Raw genomic sequence first — 18,044 nt, forward strand, 5'->3', positions numbered from 1 at the left:
AGACCTCCTCGTCGCCGCGATGATGCAATGCAACGAAAGATATCTGATCGTTGCACCGGTTCATCAGGGGCCACCTCACCGCGTCTCGTGAATACTCTGGACCACCGCCCTCACCTCCTGCCTTTCGATTCGCATCGTCGATTGTGAAATACCAACGCGCAGAACAACCTTCACGAGTTATGATCGAAGAGGCGAACCCGGTGAGTCGTGCGAGACGGCCCGGGGCAGGTTACGCGAGCCGGGGAGGTCGTCGTGCTGCTTCTCATCAACAACCCGTCGTCGCTGTCGCCGGCCGAGGAGCGGCTGGCGGAGTGGATCACCTGGAGCCCCGCGCAACCCGGTGTCGCACTGCTGAACATCCAGGTTCCCGATCGCGGCTCCAGCCGGCAACTGGACGCCTTGATCTGGTCGCCGCAGCGCTGCGTGGCGGTGGAGGTCAAGGGTTTTCGCACCCGCCAGGACGGTGCGCTCGTGGTGCCTCCCAACGGACCGTGGCTGATGGACGACGGGCGGACGGCCGACATCTACGGCAACGACGACACGCACGACCCGACGAGCCAGGTGCGCGACAGCACGATGGCCGCCAAGCACTGGGTCGAGAAGGCCACCGGCCTCCGCTCGCTGATCCACGGACTGGTGCTGGTCATGCTGCTACCGGATCAGGACGTTCCCTCGCTGGACGCCCCGCAGCGACCTCCCAAGACCGACATCATCATCGAGGATTTCGACGTCTTCCGCTATTACTTCCACCGGATCTCCCACGAGGAACCGGCATGGACCTCCACCCGCATCGCCCGGGTCGTCGACAGCCTCGGCCTGGCCCACCTCTACGGCGGCCACCCCGACGCCTTGGCCGCCGCCCTCGGCGAAACCACCGGCCCGAACAGGACTTCGATTCGGCATGAACTCGTGCCGTTACATCGTCTTTCCAGGCGCACGCTCGCCGGCAACGGTCGCGCGCAGGGTCTCGATCCACCAGTCGAGCATGCGGTCCCCCTCGGCCGCGTCCAGGCCGGCACTGCGGCGGAACTCATCGCCGAACAACGGCTCCATCGCCACGGCTTGGTGCAGTGCGGTCACCATCAGCTGGATCGTCTTGCGGGACGGCGGTGTTCGCCCGGTCTCCGCGCACACCTGGCACGCGTGGTCGTGCAGCCGGTCCACCACCTCTCCGAGTAGTCCACTGCCCGTATCGCGCCAACCGGACCGGTGCAGCGCGAGCGCCAGCTCGGCGTAACCGTCGGCGTACAGTGCCGACAGCGCGCGCACCAACTCGGCCGGATCGATCGGCCCCTCGGTCCACGCGCCCAGAACGGTGCGCAGTTCGGTCTTCAGTGTGGTTCCGCCGAATCGCAGCAACGCCTCCAGTAGCTGGTCACGCGTGCCGAAGTGATGGTTGACCGCCGCATCGGACACCCCGATCTCGGCGGCGACAGCGCGCACCTGCACCGCGGCCGGTCCGCCCGCCGCCAGTAGCCTGCCCGCCGCCTCCAGGATCATCCGCCGGGCCTCATCGGGTTTGCGTCGCACTCGGGTAGCCACGCCGCCAACTCTACCTTGACTGGCCAAGGTTAACGCCTTACCTTGAGTTCTCGAGGTAGGAAGGGTGGCGTCGTGCACGAACAATCCACGATCCCCGCGATGACCGAGCCGGCGGCCGCGCTGGGCGTTGCGATCCACGATCCGGCGCCGCCCCGCGACATCCACCTGTCTCATGCCGGTTGCCGGCTGCACGGATTCGACTGGGGCGGAACACGATCCCCGGTACTACTGCTGCACGGGGGCCGATTGACCGCGCACACATGGGATTTCGTCTGCCTCGGCCTGCGCGGCGATGCCCGGCTGGTCGCGCTGGATCTGCGCGGGCACGGTGACAGCGACTGGTCCGACGACTACAGCATCGACACCCTGGCGGCCGATGTCCTCGCCGCGGCCGACCATCTCGGCTTCGATCGCGTTGGGCTGGTCGGGATGTCGCTCGGCGGCGTGGTCGCCGCCCGCGTCGCCGATGCCCGGCCCGACCGGGTCGACCGCCTGGCGCTGATCGATGTCGCCCCCGGCGTGGACTTCGACAGCACCCGGCGGATGCGGGAGTTCGTCACCGGGCTCGGCCCGGTGCGGGAACTCCGGACCGTGGTGGATGCCGCGATGCGGGTCAATCCGCGCGCCAACCGCGCGGTGGTCGCCTACCGCATGAGCACATTGTTTCGCCGCGCCCCCGAGGGTAATTGGGTGCCGAAGGCCGATCCGAGTCCACCCGACTTCCCCGCCATCCTCGCCGCCACCGATCGCCTCGCCGATCAGCTGAGCGGTACACCGGTGCTGCTGGTGCGCGGCGAACGCAGCAGGGCACTCCCCCACCTTGCCGCCGAACGGCTGGTCGAACGCATCCCGGACGGGCATCTCGTCGTTGTCCCCGACGCCGGGCACAACGTCCAGGAGGACAATCCGGCCGCACTGATCACAGCACTACGAGCCTTCCTGATGCGTCGGCCGTAACGAAACGCCCAGTGCCGCTGGCGAGTCATGAAACACCAACGCGCAGAACGAACTTCGCCGGTCGTTCTCGAAGATGCCGCGAAACGCGAGATGGCACCCGACGGCGAGAGGCAGCGACCGGATCGGCGCACTGCCGAATGGAAGCATCGCCATTTTCTGCTCATTCGCCTGAGACCGGCCGAGTGTAGGTCGATAATCGCTGGTGGTGAGCCAACCGGCTGCCACGGTAGGCCCGGATGGATCGGCGGACGAGCACAGTGGACGAGATTTCGCTCGATGACCTGTTGGCTCGGCAGAACAGCGCCGGTCGGTCTTTGCGCGTCACGGTGGAGGCCGTGGACGATGATCCCGAAAGGGTCAAGGTCACGCCGTTTCCGGCAGGGGCCGGATGCCGATGCCCGCAGTCGCTGACCATTCCCAAAGCTCAGATCCGGCGCTTGGCGGACACGTCCGAGGTGCATATGTGCTGCGGGAAACAGCTCGTCGTCGTAGAGATCGAGTTCTCCGAACCCGTGCTCACCGACGTGTTCGAGCAGCTGTCGAGCCGCGCTGCGCCCGCTCTCGATCCATTCGCCCCGCCGGTCGACCACCCCGGTGGCAATCGGTGGGCCGGCCCGCCGCCGGTAGCTCGATACATCGGGAACTTCGAGCCCCGGTTTCCAGGGTCGGCACGCATACGCGGGGACCTCGGCACGCCAGGTTTCGGCGGTCCCGGTGGCGGATCATTGCCGGATCTCAGCTGCTCGATCCACTATGCCGAATGTGTGCAGTACGGATGCGATCCGCGTGATTCGCGCTGCAAATGTGAATGCGCCAGCGCGTATTCCAGCTGTAGGGGTTGGGGACCGTTCAGGTGCGATATGTACCCGCCTTTCCCCCCGGCATGGTGACCCGGCAAATACCCCTGGACGGCTGACTACCAGGAAGTCCGGGGCGGAGTTGTGCGAGAAGCGAATCCCTCAGTTCCTGGGCGGCGTCGTTTCGGATCCCCGGCCTACCCCTGCTGGTAGGCGCGGCGGGCGTGGTCGGCGGCGGCGTCGAGGGCAGCGGCGTCGATGTATGCCTCCGCCGCGATGTCGAGCAGTCGCCTCCACCGGTCGACACGGGCAGCCTGCCGCGCGACGTCGGCGTGCCCCGGATCGGCCACGGATTCTGCTGCCGGTACTCCGGTTTGCGCGGCCGCGAGGTCGTGTTCGGCACGTGCCAGATGCGACCGGCAGTAGTCGGGCTCGTGGACTTCTGCTCGCAGCGCTTCCGCGGCGTCGCGGAGATCGCGGATATGCCGTCGTTGCTCGTCGGTGAGGGTGTCTTCCGGGGCAGCCGGGATCGTGTCGAACCCCGCCAGGGAATGCGTGGCCGGATCGGGGGTGTCGGATTCGAGGTCGCGCTCCAGGCGGCGACGTTCGTCGTCGAGGACCGACCGGGTCCACGCGATCAGCTCGTCGGCGACCTCCTCCTCGGTGATCGGCCGGTGATACAGCGTCCCGGTCAAGTTCGCCATCTCGGTCCCGCCGCTGTCGTAGACGACGACCGCGATCGCGGTGACCGCGACGGGCTCGGCGACACCGTCCAGACGCGCGTCCAGCACCGCGAACCGATAGTTCTCGGTCACCTCGTCACAGACATCGTCGAACACCGCCGCCCCGACGGCGGTGTAACTGTCGTAGGCCCGCCCGGTGCGCGGATCCGCGCTGCCGAACCAGCCGGCCTCGGACTCGACAGGCCGACGGCCTTCCGGCCCGACGTAGAAGATCGTCCACCGGTAGCCGATACGCTCCTCCGCCTCGGCTGCTGGTTCGGCATTGCTGTTCATCGGCACCCCGTCGTCGGTCGACATCCCTCGGTACCCGTCGGAGTCTGGCACGACCACCGGACGAATGGGGGCGCACGACCGCTTCCACGACCAGTCGTACCGACCGCCACACCTCGTCGTACCGACAATGGTGACCATGACTGCTATCGAACCGTTCCGGATCGACGTTCCCGACGATGTACTCGCCGACCTCCGCCGACGCCTGGCCGGCACGCGCTGGCCCGAGACCGAATGCGTCGACGACTGGAGTCAGGGCATCCCGCTGGCCTACACCCGCGAGCTGGCCGAATACTGGGCCACCGAATACGACTGGCGGACAAGGGAAGCCGCGCTGAACCGGTTCGACCAGTTCGTCACCGAGATCGACGGCCTGCCGATCCATTTCGTGCATCAGCGATCGCCGCACCCGGACGCGTTTCCGCTGATCATCACGCACGGCTGGCCCGGCTCGATCGTCGAGTTCGGCAAGATCATCGCTCCGCTCACCGACCCCACCGCGCACGGCGGCCGCGCCGAGGACGCCTTCCACGTCGTCTGCCCGTCGCTGCCCGGCTACGGGTTCTCCGGCAAGCCGCAGGCCACCGGGTGGAACACCGGCAGGATCGCCGCGGCATGGGAAACGCTGATGACCCGGCTGGGCTACGAGCGGTACGGTGCGCAGGGCGGCGACTGGGGCGCCGCGGTCACCGCCGCCATCGGCCGCAATGTCGGCCACTGCGTAGGCATCCACACGAATATGCCGATCGCCACCCCGACGGAGGAAGCGCGGAAGAACCCCACCGACGCCGAGCGCGACGCGCTGGCCGCCGTGCAGTACTACCGGCGGTGGGATTCGGGCTACGCCAAGCAGCAGTCCAGCCGGCCGCAGACGGTCGGGTACGGGCTGGTCGACTCGCCGGTCGCGCTGCTGGCCTGGATCGTGGAGAAGTTCTGGTCGTGGACCGACTGCGACGGCCACCCCGAGAACGCGCTGACCCGCGACGAGATCCTCGACAACGTGACGGTGTACTGGGCCACCGGCACCGGCGCCTCGTCGGCCCGGCTGTACTGGGAGAGCATGGCGGCGTTCGGGCGCGGCGGCCGGATCGAACTCCCCACCGGCGTGGCGTCCTTCCCCAAGGAGATCGGTCGCGCACCGCGGTCGTGGTGCGAGGCGAACTACAACATCACGCACTGGACCACGATGCCCCGGGGCGGCCACTTCGCCGCCTTCGAACAGCCGGACCTGTTCGTCGACGATCTCCGCACCTTCTTCTCGACGGTCCGCTAGACCATCCCGCGGCCGCCGATCTGCCGCCCGGCGCCGAGGCGGCGACGGGCGACTCGAACCGACCCGAGACCCTCGCCGACGCATTGGCGGGAACCGTGCGCTCTCACGGAAAAGACCGGGCCACAAGGGCTTCGGGATTACCCGCCCTCGTCGAAACACTCGCGAGCGCGCTCGACGGCGGGGAGTGTGGCGGTGGCCCAGTCGAGGAGGGCGTCGATCAGGTCCTGCAATGTCCGGCCGAGTTCGGAGACGCGGTACTCGACGGCGACCGGGCGCGTATTCGTGACGATGCGCTCGACCATCCCGTTGCGCTCCAGGCGGCGCAGCGCCGTGGTCAGCGACTTCTGCGTCACGACCGGGATGGCCCGGCGGAGTTCGTTGAAGCGCAGCGGGCGCTCGCACAGGGCGTCGAGGATCTGTAGCGACCATTTGTCGAGCACCTGGTCGAGCAGTTCGCGGTGCTGTTCGGTGAGCTGCGGGCTGGGTGGGGCGGTTTCCGGCATGACACCTAGTCTCGTTGAAGTTCCCTTCGAACACCAGGTATATATCGGATACCTACTCCGGCAACGAAGGGACCACCCATGGCCGTGCAGCTGCTGACCCCCGAGGGCATGTTCGCACCCGTTCCGTACCACCATGTTTCGATCGGCACGGGAACCCGCCACGTCCACGTCGCCGGGCAGATCGCGCGGGACGCCGAGGGGAACGCCGTCGCGCCGGGCGACCTCACCGGCCAGCTCGCGCACGCGTTGCGCAGCACCGCACGCGGCCTGGCCGGCGCCGGCGCGAGCTTCGCCGACGTCGTGCGCCTGCGGTTCTTCGTCACGCAGTGGACCCCGGACAAGTACGACGACTTCCTAGCGGGCATCGAGCGGGTCGCCGACGAGCTCGGCATACCGCGGCCGCTGCCGCCCGTCTCGGCGATCGGCGTCGACTACCTGTTCGAGCCCGACGTGCTCGTCGAGGTGGAGGCGTACGCCGTGCTCGACTGATCTCCGAAACCGGCAAGCGTTGCGGCGCAACCCGACCGGTCAGTGGTGCTCGGCGCCGATCCGGTGCGGCCTATCGTGCACGGCCTGGCCGGCGCGGCGGTGGGTGACCGACGCCCGGCCCGTTCGGAGTCGATGTAGTCGTCCCGCCGCAGCGCCTGGCGGACGGAGCGGGGCGACCGCCTCGCGACAACAGCGGACGATCTCAGACCCCGGTACGATGCGCTGCCGTGCTCGTCGCGCTAACGTGCAGAAATGAAGACCAGTCTGCACTGGGCGGCCATTCACGGGCTGCCGCGGGCGTACCTGAAGACGCAGGCCCGCCGGGGCGATCCGTTCGCACGGATCATGACCGATCGCCGCGCGCAGGCGAATCCGTACCTGCTCGCCGACCGCATCCGGGAGCAGGGCCGGGTGGTCCGCACTCCCTACACGTGGGTGACGGCCGACCACGGCGTGGTCCGGGATGTGCTGCGGTCCACCGACTTCGGCGTCATCGTTCCCGCCGAGCTGGACGTGCCGAGGCCGATGCGCGCCCTGATCCGCGCCACCGACCCGCGGTTGCCGAACCCGATCGAGCCACCGGCCATGCTCTCGCTGGACCCGCCGGCGCACACCCGGTATCGCAAGCTCGTCGCCCAGGAGTTCACCCCGCGTGCCGTCCGGCGGCTGACCGACCGGATCGACGAGGTCACCGGCGAGCTGCTCGCGGCGCTGGGGACCCGGCAGCGCGCCGACCTCATCACCGATTTCGCGGTCGAGCTGCCGGCGGCGATCATCTCCGAAATGCTGGGCATCCCCCGGGATGTGCGCCGGCGCATGCTCGCCGCGGGCGAGGCCGGCGCCGCCCTGCTCGACACCGGAATATCCTGGCGCGCCTACCGCCGCGCCCAGGCGGCGCTGCTGGACGCCCGCGAGTTCCTCGACGAACATCTCGACCTGCTGCGCGCCGAACCGGGCGACAACATCCTCAGCGCGCTGGTCGCCGGCGGGCAGCTGACCAAGCGCGAGCTCATGTACACCACGGCCCTGCTCGCCGGCGCCGGGTTCGAGACCACCGTCAACCTCATCGGCAACGGCGTCGTCGCGCTGCACGAGCACCCCGACCAGCTCGACCTGCTCACCGCGGAGCCCGGCCTGTGGCCCGGCGCGATCGAGGAGATACTCCGCTACGACAGCCCGGTCCAGTGGACGGCCCGAAAAGCATTGCGCGACATCGAGGTCGGCGGCCGCCGCATCTCCCGCGGCGCGGTGATCACGCTCCTGCTCGGCGGCGCGAACCGGGACCCGGAGATCTTCACCGACCCGAACACCTTCGACATCACGCGATCCAATGCCCGGGAGCACGTGTCGTTCTCCAGCGGCGTCCACGCGTGCCTGGGCGCCACCCTCGCCCGCACGGAAGGCACGATCGCGCTCCGCGCGCTCCACGAGCAATTCCCCACGCTGCGCATCGAATCCGCCCCGCCGCGCCGCGAACTCGTCAACCTCCGCGGCTACGCCCACATTCCGGCGCTCCTCGGCTCACGCACCCGCTCGATGGTATGAGTTCGCGCACCCGCTCGTTGGTGTGAACTCGCGAACCACTCGGCGATGTGAACTCGCGAACCACTCGGCGATATGAAACCGCAGACCCGCTCGGCGATATGAAACCGCAGACCCGCTCGGCGATATGAAACCGCAGACCCGCTCGGCGATGTGAACTCCCGGACCCGCTCGGCGATGTGGCCCGGCTCAGCCGACCGTCATCGGCAGGTGCTCCCAGCCACGCACGGTCGAGGTGGACGACAATGTCAGTGCCTCCCAGTCGATTTCCCAGCGCGGGTAGCGCTTCAGGAACTCCTCGAGGGCGATCCGCGCCTCCAGCCGCGCCAGCGACGCCCCCAGGCAGAAGTGCACGCCCCGGCCGAAGGTCCGCAGGTTGCCCACGTCGCGGTGGATGTCGAACCGGTCCGGATCGGGCCAGCGTTCCTCGTCGCGGTTGGACGAGGCGACCAGCAGCATCATCGCGCTGCCCGCGGGCACGACGGTGTCGTGCAGCTCCACGTCGGTGGTGACGTAACGCGCGATCGCGTGGCCGGTCGGCTCGAATCGCAGCGTCTCCTCGATCGCGTTCGGGATCAGCTGCGGATCGCCGGCCAGTGCGGCGCGCTGCTCGGGGTGGCGGGCCAGCAGCGATCCCAGCCAGCCCAGCAGCCGGGCGGTGGTCTCGTTGCCGGCGCCCGCCACCACCGAGACATAGGTGAGGATCTCCTGCCGGGTCAGCGTGCGCCGCACGCCCTCGCTGTCGTCGAACTCCGCGCGCAGCAGCTCGGTCATCAGGTCGTCGGAGGGGTGTTCGGCACGCCAGTCGATGTAATCGGCGAAGAACTCCACATTCGGAATCGCCGCGTCCGACACCTGCATCTGCTGCCCCGGCTCGGTGCGCAGGCCCGCATCCGCGTGATCGCGCGCCGCCTGCTGATCGGCCTCCGGAATCCCCAGCAGCGTGCCGATCACCCGCATCGGCAGCTCGTTCGCGAACGAGGACATGAAATCGAACCGATCGGCGCCGGCCAGGCGGTCCAGCGACCGAGTACACATGTCGCGAATCTGCGGCTCCAGCGCCAGGACCCGCCGCGGCGTGAACACCCGCGCCAGCAGCCCGCGGTTGACGTCGTGCGTCGGCGGATCCTCCATCAGCAACGTCCCCGGCGGAATCTCCACCCCCGCCTTGATGATCTCCAGGATCGGCCCCCGCGACGACGAGAACGTCTGCCAATCCAGCAGTGCCCGATCGACATCCTCGGCCCGGCTCAGCGCGTAGAACTCATGCTTGTCGTTGTAGTACAGCGGCGCTTCCCGCCGCAGCCGCCGATAGACCGGATAGGGATCCCCGGCGATCTCACGATCGAAGGGATCCCAGTAGACCGCATCATCATTACTCACGAACAGAACTCCTTCGCCGGGTGCGGCGAGCCCGGTACGCACCGGGCGCGGCCGGTCGCGCTCGAGGACGGCGGCCCGCAGGTCACCTCGGCGCGCTCGGTCACCCGGTCGGCTCCTCCAGCACCGTTGAAATCGCGGTATGCGATTTTCGATAACCAGGTTACCGATTCAGCGCTATGCGGTAGGGCAAGTTCGACAATCTTGCTATCCCTGCGCGGCGGACCCGGCCTACCACCATTCGAGAAGCGGTTGCAGTGCGCGGCCGAGGGGCCTGGCCAGGGAGCGGGAGTAGCTGGCGCTGAGGTGATGTTCGTCGTGGTAGATGAGGATGTTTCCCGCGGCGACGGGGCAGACGTCGGGTTCGCAGACGGCCTCGGTGAGGTCGACCGGGAATACGTTCGGGAACCGCGAGGCCGGTTCGAGTTCGGGGTCGACGGCGTCGAGGGCGTCGGCGCGGGACATACCGCAGCCGATGCGGTCGCCGCCCGCGGCAAGACAGTCCGAGGCCTTGTACGGCACCCCGCCGTCGCGGCGCAGCCAGGGAGTATCGCGCATCGCGATCATGTTCAGGCCGCGGTCGGCCAGCGCCACCCACACGTCCAGGTAGTCGGGAGGTGTTTCGTCGCCGACGTCCAGACGAGGATGGGTGCCGACGGTGAACACCCAATCCGGGCGGTCGGTGCCGAGGCGGTCGATCACCTCGCGGGACCAGTCGCGGCAGTCCGGATTCGCCTCGCCGTTGTAGGTGGCGTCCTCGGCCAGGGTCAGCGGACATCCCATCTTCAGGTACACCTGGATCCGGAAGGAGTACCGCTCGGCCAGCGCCTGCAGCGCGGGCAGCCAGTGCTCGGCATGTGAGCTGCCGGCCAGGGCCAGCGTGCGGGACGCGCCGGTGTTGCCGTAGGTGCAGGTGACGACGTCGCGCGTGGTCCAATCCGCGATACAGCCGTCCAGGGTCGGGGGCGGCAGGTCCGCCTCCGCCTCCAGCGGTGTGGGCCGCATCCGCGCCTGCGGGACCGGCGCCGCGGCCGCGAGCGCTTCCGCGCCCGGATACCGGGCGGGGTCGAGCGGACCGACCGGCGAGGAAGACTGCCCGCCGACGACCACGACCTGCCAGAGCAGGGTGGCCCCCGCCAACGCCACCGCCACCGCCGACACCGCCGCTCCGGCCACCCGACGAGGCACCCGCACCCCACGGGCGGGTACCGCGGTCCGGCGCGTGCGCAGCCGCAGCGGTTCCTCGATCCAGCGATGCGTCATCCACGCGAGCAACACCGACACCCCGACGATCACGAGCCCGTCCGCGAGTCCGGCGTGGGGCTGGTCGCGTTCGGCGAGGTAGCAGATCAGGATCGGCCAGTGCCACAGATACAGCGGATAGGCGATATCCCCGAACCACCGCGCCACCCGCGTGGCCAGTACCCGGTTCGGCCACGGCCGCGCCTCCGGGGCCAGATTGTTGCCGGACAGGATCAGTGCCGCGGCCGCGCACACGGGCAGCAGCGCGGCGGGGCCGGGAAAACGGTTGGCGCCGTCGAGAATCAGCCACCCGCAGCCGACGACCATGGCGAGCCCGCACCACGCCAGCACCTGCCGCACCACCCGCGGCGGCGACGGCGCGGCGAGCACCAGAGCCGCGCCGGCCAGCAACTCCCAGGCGCGAGCGAAGCTGTCGTAGTAGTTCCAGCCCTGATGCATGGCGGTCCCGTACATCGCGTGCGCGAACGACGTCACCGCCACGGCGGTCACGACCACCGCCAGCACGACACGCAACCGGCCGCCGGCCACCCGCCGGCACAGCCACGCCAGGGCGGCCACGACCAGCAGGGCGACGAGGTAGTACTGGCCTTGCACCGACATCGACCACAGGTGCTGCAGCGGGCTCACCGACGGGTCGGCGGCCAGATAGTCCGACCACGTCCACGCGAGCTGCCAGTTCTGGTAGTAGAACAACGACGCCAACGTCTGGGCGGCGACCTCCGACCACTGCGTGTACGGCCGCATCACCGCCGCCGCGACGACGACGGCCGCGAGCACCACGATCATCGCCGGCAGCAGCCGCCGCCCGGTGCGGCGCACCGTGAACCACACCCCCACCGACCCGGACGACTCGGCGCGGCGCAGCAGCAGGCCGGTGAAGAAGAACCCGGACAGCACCAGGAAGACGTCCACACCGCCGGACACCCGGCCCAGCCACACGTGGAACACCACGACCAGCGCGATCGCCACCCCCCGCAGCCCGTCCAGGTCCGCGCGGTATCCCGCCCGCGCCGGCGACTCGGCGACGGGCCTGGCCGGGGTATGTGCGTCGGCAGATGTCGTCGTGCTGCCGGATGTCTCGCCGGTCACCGCGCCGGGCCGGCTCCACCGCCGAGGACGGCACCCGCCCGATGCCCGCGGGGTGGAGAGGGAGAAGCAAGACGGGGCCGAGACACGCCCATTCTCTTATCACGGCCTCGAAGCCGCGGTCGACTTCACGCAACCATGCGGCATCCGCGGTGTCCGGGTGCCGAAACGCAGGGCGACGAGCGGTGACCGGATGGCGTCCGGTCGGGTTCCGGCCGTCCCGGGTGTGAGCAGGATCTCGGCGGCGTCACGATCGGTCGCTCGTGGCCTCTCCGGCGAGTCGGGGTTTGACGGCGACGACGAGGACGTTCTTGCCGAACAGCTTGCCCGTGACGATCTGCAATACCTTGCTGACCGGAAACACCGCGCGGTCGTACAGCTTCAGGGCACGGCAGTTGATGGTGCCGTCGCTGCGGCCCAGGAACTTGTAGGCCAGCGTCGCGAAGAACCCGATCGGATCGCAGTAGCGCGACTCGACAACCCGCAGGCCCGCCTCGCGGAGCATCGCATCGAGCCGACGCCTGCGATACCGCCGATGGTGGCCGACCTTGGCATCCATCGACGTGTAGAGCATCTCGAACGCGGGTACGTACACGACCAGCGTGCCGCCGGACCGCAGGCACGAGGCCAGCCGCCGCGCGGCCGCCCGGTCGTCCTTGATGTGCTCGAGCACGTTGAACGAGTAGACGACCTCGTACTGCCCGGTGCCGGACGGTTCGGTGTCGAGATCGACGACCCGATACCCTTTCGAGCGCAACGCCTTCCGCAGATCGTGGTCCGGTTCGACGCAATCGGGCACGATGTGCCGCTCGGACAGCAGGTCGGCATACGTGCCCGCGCCCGCCCCGAAGTCGAGCACACGCACATCCGGCGACATCACCCGCCTGCCGACGATATCGACGAGAAACCGGTTGTAGTTGACCGCGCCGGCCATGACCTCCAGGTTGTCGCACCCGGTATACGCGAACTCGGCCTTCGTCACGATCTCGCCCCTATGCAGATCGGAGGGATGGTGCCTTGCTCCGCAGGGCCATGCTGCCACGCCGACCGGCACGTCGGCGGGATTTGCCGAAGGTATGCCGAACCGAGACGCTACGGCGGGCTGCGCTCACGGCGCGGCGGAGTTTCCGGCCATGTGGCCGGGTCCAGCCGTTCCCGGCGGCCATCACGCGTGCGCGCCGCCCGGCGTGTGCGCGGAACTCACGCATCACCGGCGCAGCCGCTCACCGTCGGGCAATCCGCGTCAACGAGAGAACCTGGCCTTCGGCGCGCCCCGGGCTCAGCGAACCGTCACCAGGATCGGTTCCGACAACCAGGTTCGCGTCGCGGCAGCCGCCGGGAAATGCCGGCCCGCGCATACCGCAGATGTATGTCGTGAATACTGCTGCTGGGTCGGCGGCTACCGATACCCGAAAACCCGGGCATGGCCCGGGTTTTCGGAGAGTGTATTCGTCTGGGCCCGGCTCAGCGGGTGGCGATGATGGCCGAGCCGTGGCCGAACAGGCCCTGGTTCACCGCGATACCAGCGAGGGCATCGTCCACCTGGCGGCCCTCGGCCCGGCCGCGCAGCTGCCAGGTGAGTTCGCAGATCTGGGCGATCGCCTGGGCGGGGATCGCCTCGCCGAAGCAGGACAGTCCGCCGCTGGGGTTCACCGGGACGCGGCCGCCCAATGTCGTTGCGCCGCTACGCAACAGGTCTTCCGCGCCGCCCGTTTCGCAGAGGCCGATGTCCTCGTACCAGTCCAGTTCCAGCGCGGTGGAGAGGTCGTAGACTTCCGCGAAAGACAGGTCGGCGGGCCCGATTCCGGCCTCTTCGTAGGCAGCGTGGGCGATGGCGGAACGGAACGTGCGCGGCGGGGGTTCGACGGCCACGGCGGAGTCGGTCGCGAAATCCGGCAGATCGAGCACGGTTTTCGGGAACGTCGGCGTGACCGTCGACAGCGCCCGGACACGCACCGGGTCGGCGATGCCGTGGCGGCGCGCGTACTCCATCGACGTCAGCACCAGTGCGGCGCCGCCGTCGCTGGTCGCGCAGATGTCGAGCAGCCGCAGCGGGTCGGAGACGACCGCCGAGGCGGCGACCTCCTCGGCCGAAACCTCCTTGCGGTAGCGGGCGTACGGGTTGTTCAGGCCGTGCTTGGCGTTCTTCACCTTGACCGCGGCGAAATCGTCCAGCGTGGCACCGTGCAGCGCCATCCGCCGGCGCGCATACAGCGCGAAATAGATGGGGTTGGTGGCGCCGAGCAGATGGAAGCGCAGCCAGTCCGGATCGTCGCGGCGTTCACCGCCGACCGGCTGGAAGAAGCCCTTCGGGGCGGCGTCCGCGCCGACGACCAGCGCCACATCGGTCAGCCCGGCGAGGATCTGGGCGCGCGCGTTGGCGATGGCCTGGGCACCGGAGGCGCAGGCGGCGTAGCTGCTCGAGATCCGCGCGCCCGACCAGCCCAGCGCCTGGGCGAACGTCGCGCCCGAGACGAAACCGGGGTATCCGTTGCGGATCGTGTCCGCACCGGCGATGTAGCCGACGTCGCGGTGGTCCACGCCGGCGTCGGCCAGCGCCGCCCGCGCCGCGACCAGCCCGTACTCGACGAAATTGCGCCCCCACTTGCCCCACTGGTGCATGCCCGCACCGAGGACGGCGATGTCGCGATCGTTCGTGTCAGGCATCGACCGGCCTCCACATCCACACCGTGTGCTCCGCTTCCTCGTCCTCGTACAGCACGCCGAGGGCCAGTTCGACCGGCATGCCGACGGCCAGGTCGTCCACGGTGAATCCGCGCACGACCTGCCCGAGGATCACCATCTGCTCGACCTCGAGCTCCACCGCCGCGACGACGTAGGGCTCGAACGGATCGGACGAGACATAGGGCGGTGGCGGCTTGTACCGGGCATCCGCGTACGACCAGATCCGGCCGCGCGTGGAGAACAGGTATTCGGCCAGTTCGGAGCCGTCCTTCGGACTTGCACACTGCGGGTTCCGGCAGGCCAGCGTGTTCCGCGGAAAATACGGCGTGCCGCACGTATCGCAGCGGCTTCCCACGAGGCGTACCGCACCGTCCTCCGCAGTGAACCACTCTGCCACGGCGGGGCGTTGTTCTTTCTGCACGAAACCGACGGTATAGGAACACGTTCTACTTTGGCGAGGGGATCCACTCCCCCGATGCGCCGGCGGAGGTGCCGTGCGTGTGGAGCGAGGACGCGACAGCGAAGCGACCGGCACGGAGGCCGGTCGCTTCACCAGCCGCTACGGCTACCCGTTCGCACCGCCACGCCCGCCCCCCGCGGACCATCCGGCCGTCCCGGGCGGGCGGACAGATCACGAGGCCGGGCCGCGTACGGGTTTCAGTCCTCCGCCACGAGGACCTGGACGTCGATGTTGCCGCGCGTCGCGTTGGAGTACGGGCACACCTCGTGTGCCTTGTCCGCCAGCTGCTGCGCGGCCTCCCGGTCCACGTGCGGCAGCGTCACCTCGAGCGTGACGGCCAGGCCGAAGCCGCCGCTGCCGTTCGGGCCGATGCCGACCCGCGCGCCGACCGCCGAGTCCTCGATGTTCGCGTCGGCGGACTTGGCGACCAGGCGCAGCGCGGAATGGAAGCACGCCGCGTAGCCGGCGGCGAACAGCTGCTCGGGGTTGGTGCCCTCACCGCTGCCGCCCATGGCCTTCGGCATCGCCAGATCCACGTCGACCCGGCCGTCGGTGGTGCGCGCGTGGCCGTTGCGGCCGTCGCCGGTGGCCAGTGCCTCGGCGGTGTACAGAATGTCCATCTCGTTCTCCCTCGGATCAGGTGTGCGACTTCAAGGTTCGGGTCAGGTTGTGCAAGGTTTCCCGCAGTGCGACCAGAGAGTCCATCGACATGCCCGTGGCCGCGAACGTGTGCGCCGGGATGTCGCACGCGGACGCGCGCAGTTCGCGCCCACGCTCGGTCAAGGTGACCTCGACCCGCCGCTCGTCGGATCCCGACCGGCGCCGCTCGACCAGGCCCGCACTCTGCAACCGCTTCAACAGCGGCGACAGCGTGCCCACGTCCAGGTCGAGCGCGGCGCTCAGGTCACCGACACCGCGACCGTCTCGTTCCCACAGCGCGAGGAGCACCAGGTATTGCGGATAGGTCAGGCCCAGAGCATCGAGCTTCGGGCGGTACATCGCCGTCATGGCCCGGGATGCCGAATACAGCGCGAAACACAACTGCTCGTCCAGCGCCATCGGTTCATCCACACACAACAAGCTAGCAGGCAAATAGATTGTGCGCAATCATTTTGTGTGCAAAATACCACGTCGGACCGGTCCGATAGGGCCACACGAAACCTTCGGCGGAATCGACCACCCCAGCAGGCACCGTCGACCGTGACGGCCCGCCCGATCTGCCAGATACCGCGGCCCCGAGGGCCCCGGTGGCCCGGCCGACTACGTCAGGGCAGAACCTGCGGAACCACACCCGGATTCGTCGCGCCGACCAGGGCGCCGATCGCGGCGCCGAGGGCAGAACCGGCGGAACTGGTCGCCGAGCCGGTCGCCAAGCCGACCGCCGATCCGACGGCCGAACCGATCGAGGCCCCCGCGGAGGCGCCGTTCAGCACCGGATCGGGGATCAGGGCGTGGGGGTTGGTGGCGGCGTCTTCGCTCTCCAGCGGGATCCCGGCGACGGGTTCAGCGGCCCGGCCGGCATCGGCGGAGGCGCCCCCGGCGAACACGGCCGCCGCGGCCAACGGCAGCGCCCCGACCGCCACCACACGCCCCACCTTGATCAGGATGTCTCGGCACATATTTCCCCTGCCTTTCCAGCCCACTGCGCAACCGGGTGCAGAACGCACGCGGCGTGACCACACCCTCGCTCCCCGGGAGGCAGCAAGAACGTAGCCGCTGCCAAGGCTCCCCACAAATGATACTGCGGGACAAGCGAACTCATATCCACATCACCCATAAACGGTGGCGCAGAAAAGATTACAATTCGGATTCGGCGATCTTCGTCGATGCGACCCGGACACGGCCGTCGTCGTCACGCCGACGGTTCCGCAACACCAGCCGATCTCACACGGCCACAATAGGTTTCATTGTGCACGAAAGCCGGCGAACACCAGCGGGTTCACCACCGCCGGCCGAGCGGCAGGCATCGTCTCCCACGCCACGCCCTCCGGCGGCATCGAACGATCCGGCAGGGCACGACCGGCGACCGCCGAGCGCACCGGCGAGGACAAGGAGCGGTCACCGGTGATGTTCGCCGAGGCTCTCCGCACAGATCCGTGCCGGTGGAAAAATGGCCGAGATGGGAGTGTCCCCGTCCGGCCATTACCGTTGTCCGCGGCGTGCAACGTCGAATGCGATCTCCGCGCTCCGGTGACGGCGCGGGTAACAGCCCCCGTCGCGGGGGAGGTCGGTAGGCGGGCGGATTCCGGATCCAGAGGGCAGGAGAGCATGAAGGCAGACCGGGTACGGGACGCGGAACCGGCGCATCAGGTGGTGTCCCGGGAACTGCGCGATGGTATTGCCGCGGGTAACTATCGCGACGGCGGCAAGCTGCCGACCGAAGCCGAACTCGCCCAGCGATATCGGGTCAGCCGCCAGACCGTGCGCCGCGCCTTCCAGGATCTCGTCGCCGACGGCACGGTCTACCGCGTACCGGGCCGCGGCACGTTCGTCACCGAATCCGAGGGCCACTACCTGCGTCATCACGGCTCGATCGAGGACCTGATGAACCTGTCCTCCGACACCACCATGGAGGTGCTCACACCGCTGCACCGCCGCGTCGACATCGATGCCGCCGGCCGGCTCCGGCTCGATACCGACATCGTCTACACCGTCGCCTTCCGCCGCATCCACGAAGGTGTCCCGTTCGTCCTGACCACGGTGTACCTGCCCGAGCACATCGGCAAGCACATCGTCGGCCTCGCCGAGGTGGCCGCCGGCGGGGTGAGCTCCCATACCGTGATCGGGTTGCTCGAACCCCGCCTCGACAACCCGATCGTCGAAGCCGCGCAGTCGATCACGGTCGCCGGCGCCGATGCCGAGGTCGCGGCCGGGCTCGGCTGCGCACCAGGCCATCCGATGCTCCGTGTCGACCGGCTCTACTCGGACGCCGCCGGTCGGCCCGTCGACCTGTCGGTCAGCTACTTCCTGCCCGAGCACTACACCTACCGGGTGACGCTGCGCCGCAGCACATCCTGACGTTCCTCCGCCGACCCGCCCGGCAGGGCGCTTCAT

16 protein-coding genes and 1 pseudogene are annotated in these 18,044 nt (G+C 69.0%); 6 read left to right on the plus strand and 11 right to left on the minus strand.

Annotated elements, in window-relative coordinates:
* Positions 1–252: 252 nt before the first annotated feature.
* Positions 253–1,179, plus strand: coding sequence for a nuclease-related domain-containing protein (locus D892_RS0135555; protein WP_198037074.1), 927 nt, complete (start codon positions 253–255; stop codon positions 1,177–1,179).
* A gap of 189 nt (positions 1,180–1,368) precedes the next feature.
* Here D892_RS0135555 and D892_RS49870 read toward each other — a convergent pair.
* Positions 1,369–1,716 (minus strand): annotated as a pseudogene (locus D892_RS49870) (TetR family transcriptional regulator); the annotation flags it as partial.
* On the opposite strand from D892_RS49870, the gene D892_RS44240 reads away from it, so the two are divergent.
* Positions 1,642–2,499 carry an alpha/beta fold hydrolase gene (locus D892_RS44240; protein ID WP_063630071.1) on the plus strand — a complete coding sequence of 286 codons (858 nt, stop codon included), beginning with the start codon at positions 1,642–1,644 and terminating at the stop codon, positions 2,497–2,499. The pseudogene D892_RS49870 and the gene D892_RS44240 overlap by 75 nt on opposite strands.
* Positions 2,500–3,493: 994 nt before the next feature.
* Here the strand turns inward: D892_RS44240 and D892_RS0135570 are convergent.
* Positions 3,494–4,336, minus strand: coding sequence for a hypothetical protein (locus D892_RS0135570; RefSeq protein WP_024805824.1), 843 nt, complete (start codon positions 4,334–4,336; stop codon positions 3,494–3,496).
* 121 nt (positions 4,337–4,457) lie between these two features.
* On the opposite strand from D892_RS0135570, the gene D892_RS0135575 reads away from it, so the two are divergent.
* Entirely contained in the window at positions 4,458–5,582 is a 1,125-nt protein-coding gene (locus D892_RS0135575; protein ID WP_024805825.1) for an epoxide hydrolase family protein, read from the plus strand.
* Positions 5,583–5,719: 137 nt separating this feature from the next.
* Here D892_RS0135575 and D892_RS0135580 read toward each other — a convergent pair whose 3' ends face one another.
* Positions 5,720–6,085, minus strand: coding sequence for a helix-turn-helix domain-containing protein (locus tag D892_RS0135580; protein ID WP_024805826.1), 366 nt, complete (start codon positions 6,083–6,085; stop codon positions 5,720–5,722).
* 78 nt (positions 6,086–6,163) lie between these two features.
* Here D892_RS0135580 and D892_RS0135585 point away from each other — a divergent pair, with 78 nt between their 5' ends.
* Positions 6,164–6,574: a RidA family protein gene (locus tag D892_RS0135585; protein WP_024805827.1), complete on the plus strand. Its 411-nt coding sequence runs from the start codon at positions 6,164–6,166 to the stop codon at positions 6,572–6,574.
* A gap of 252 nt (positions 6,575–6,826) precedes the next feature.
* Positions 6,827–8,119, plus strand: coding sequence for a cytochrome P450 (locus D892_RS0135595; RefSeq protein WP_024805828.1), 1,293 nt, complete (start codon positions 6,827–6,829; stop codon positions 8,117–8,119).
* Between the two features lie 186 nt (positions 8,120–8,305).
* On the opposite strand, the gene D892_RS0135600 is transcribed toward D892_RS0135595, so the two are convergent.
* The 8 genes from D892_RS0135600 to D892_RS0135635 all read right to left on the minus strand — a co-directional run bounded on the left by D892_RS0135600 (position 8,306) and on the right by D892_RS0135635 (position 16,609).
* The gene (locus D892_RS0135600; protein WP_198037194.1) at positions 8,306–9,505 is read right to left on the minus strand and encodes a cytochrome P450; all 1,200 of its coding nucleotides are present in this window, start codon (positions 9,503–9,505) and stop codon (positions 8,306–8,308) included.
* A 222-nt stretch (positions 9,506–9,727) separates the two neighbouring features.
* On the minus strand, positions 9,728–11,848 hold the full coding sequence (locus D892_RS0135605; RefSeq protein ID WP_024805830.1) for an acyltransferase family protein: 2,121 nt from the start codon (positions 11,846–11,848) through the stop codon (positions 9,728–9,730).
* Positions 11,849–12,092: 244 nt separating this feature from the next.
* Positions 12,093–12,827, minus strand: a complete 735-nt coding sequence (locus tag D892_RS0135610; RefSeq protein WP_024805831.1) for a bifunctional 2-polyprenyl-6-hydroxyphenol methylase/3-demethylubiquinol 3-O-methyltransferase UbiG — start codon at positions 12,825–12,827, stop codon at positions 12,093–12,095.
* Positions 12,828–13,309: 482 nt separating this feature from the next.
* Positions 13,310–14,512, minus strand: coding sequence for a lipid-transfer protein (locus D892_RS0135615; RefSeq protein WP_024805832.1), 1,203 nt, complete (start codon positions 14,510–14,512; stop codon positions 13,310–13,312).
* Complete coding sequence (locus D892_RS0135620; RefSeq protein ID WP_024805833.1) at positions 14,505–14,927, minus strand: Zn-ribbon domain-containing OB-fold protein; 423 nt, start codon at positions 14,925–14,927, stop codon at positions 14,505–14,507. Before D892_RS0135620 ends, D892_RS0135615 begins: the two co-directional genes overlap by 8 nt.
* A 260-nt stretch (positions 14,928–15,187) precedes the next feature.
* Positions 15,188–15,610 carry an organic hydroperoxide resistance protein gene (locus tag D892_RS0135625; protein WP_024805834.1) on the minus strand — a complete coding sequence of 141 codons (423 nt, stop codon included), beginning with the start codon at positions 15,608–15,610 and terminating at the stop codon, positions 15,188–15,190.
* A gap of 16 nt (positions 15,611–15,626) precedes the next feature.
* On the minus strand, positions 15,627–16,049 hold the full coding sequence (locus D892_RS0135630) for a MarR family transcriptional regulator (RefSeq protein WP_198037195.1): 423 nt from the start codon (positions 16,047–16,049) through the stop codon (positions 15,627–15,629).
* A 206-nt stretch (positions 16,050–16,255) separates the two neighbouring features.
* Positions 16,256–16,609: a hypothetical protein gene (locus tag D892_RS0135635; RefSeq protein WP_024805836.1), complete on the minus strand. Its 354-nt coding sequence runs from the start codon at positions 16,607–16,609 to the stop codon at positions 16,256–16,258.
* A gap of 649 nt (positions 16,610–17,258) precedes the next feature.
* Between D892_RS0135635 and D892_RS0135645 the strand changes: the two genes are divergently transcribed.
* Complete coding sequence (locus D892_RS0135645) at positions 17,259–18,008, plus strand: GntR family transcriptional regulator (protein ID WP_024805838.1); 750 nt, start codon at positions 17,259–17,261, stop codon at positions 18,006–18,008.
* Positions 18,009–18,044: the final 36 nt, after the last annotated feature.

Origin of the sequence: Nocardia sp. BMG51109 (genome assembly GCF_000526215.1) — a bacterium.
Lineage (GTDB): Bacteria > Actinomycetota > Actinomycetes > Mycobacteriales > Mycobacteriaceae > Nocardia.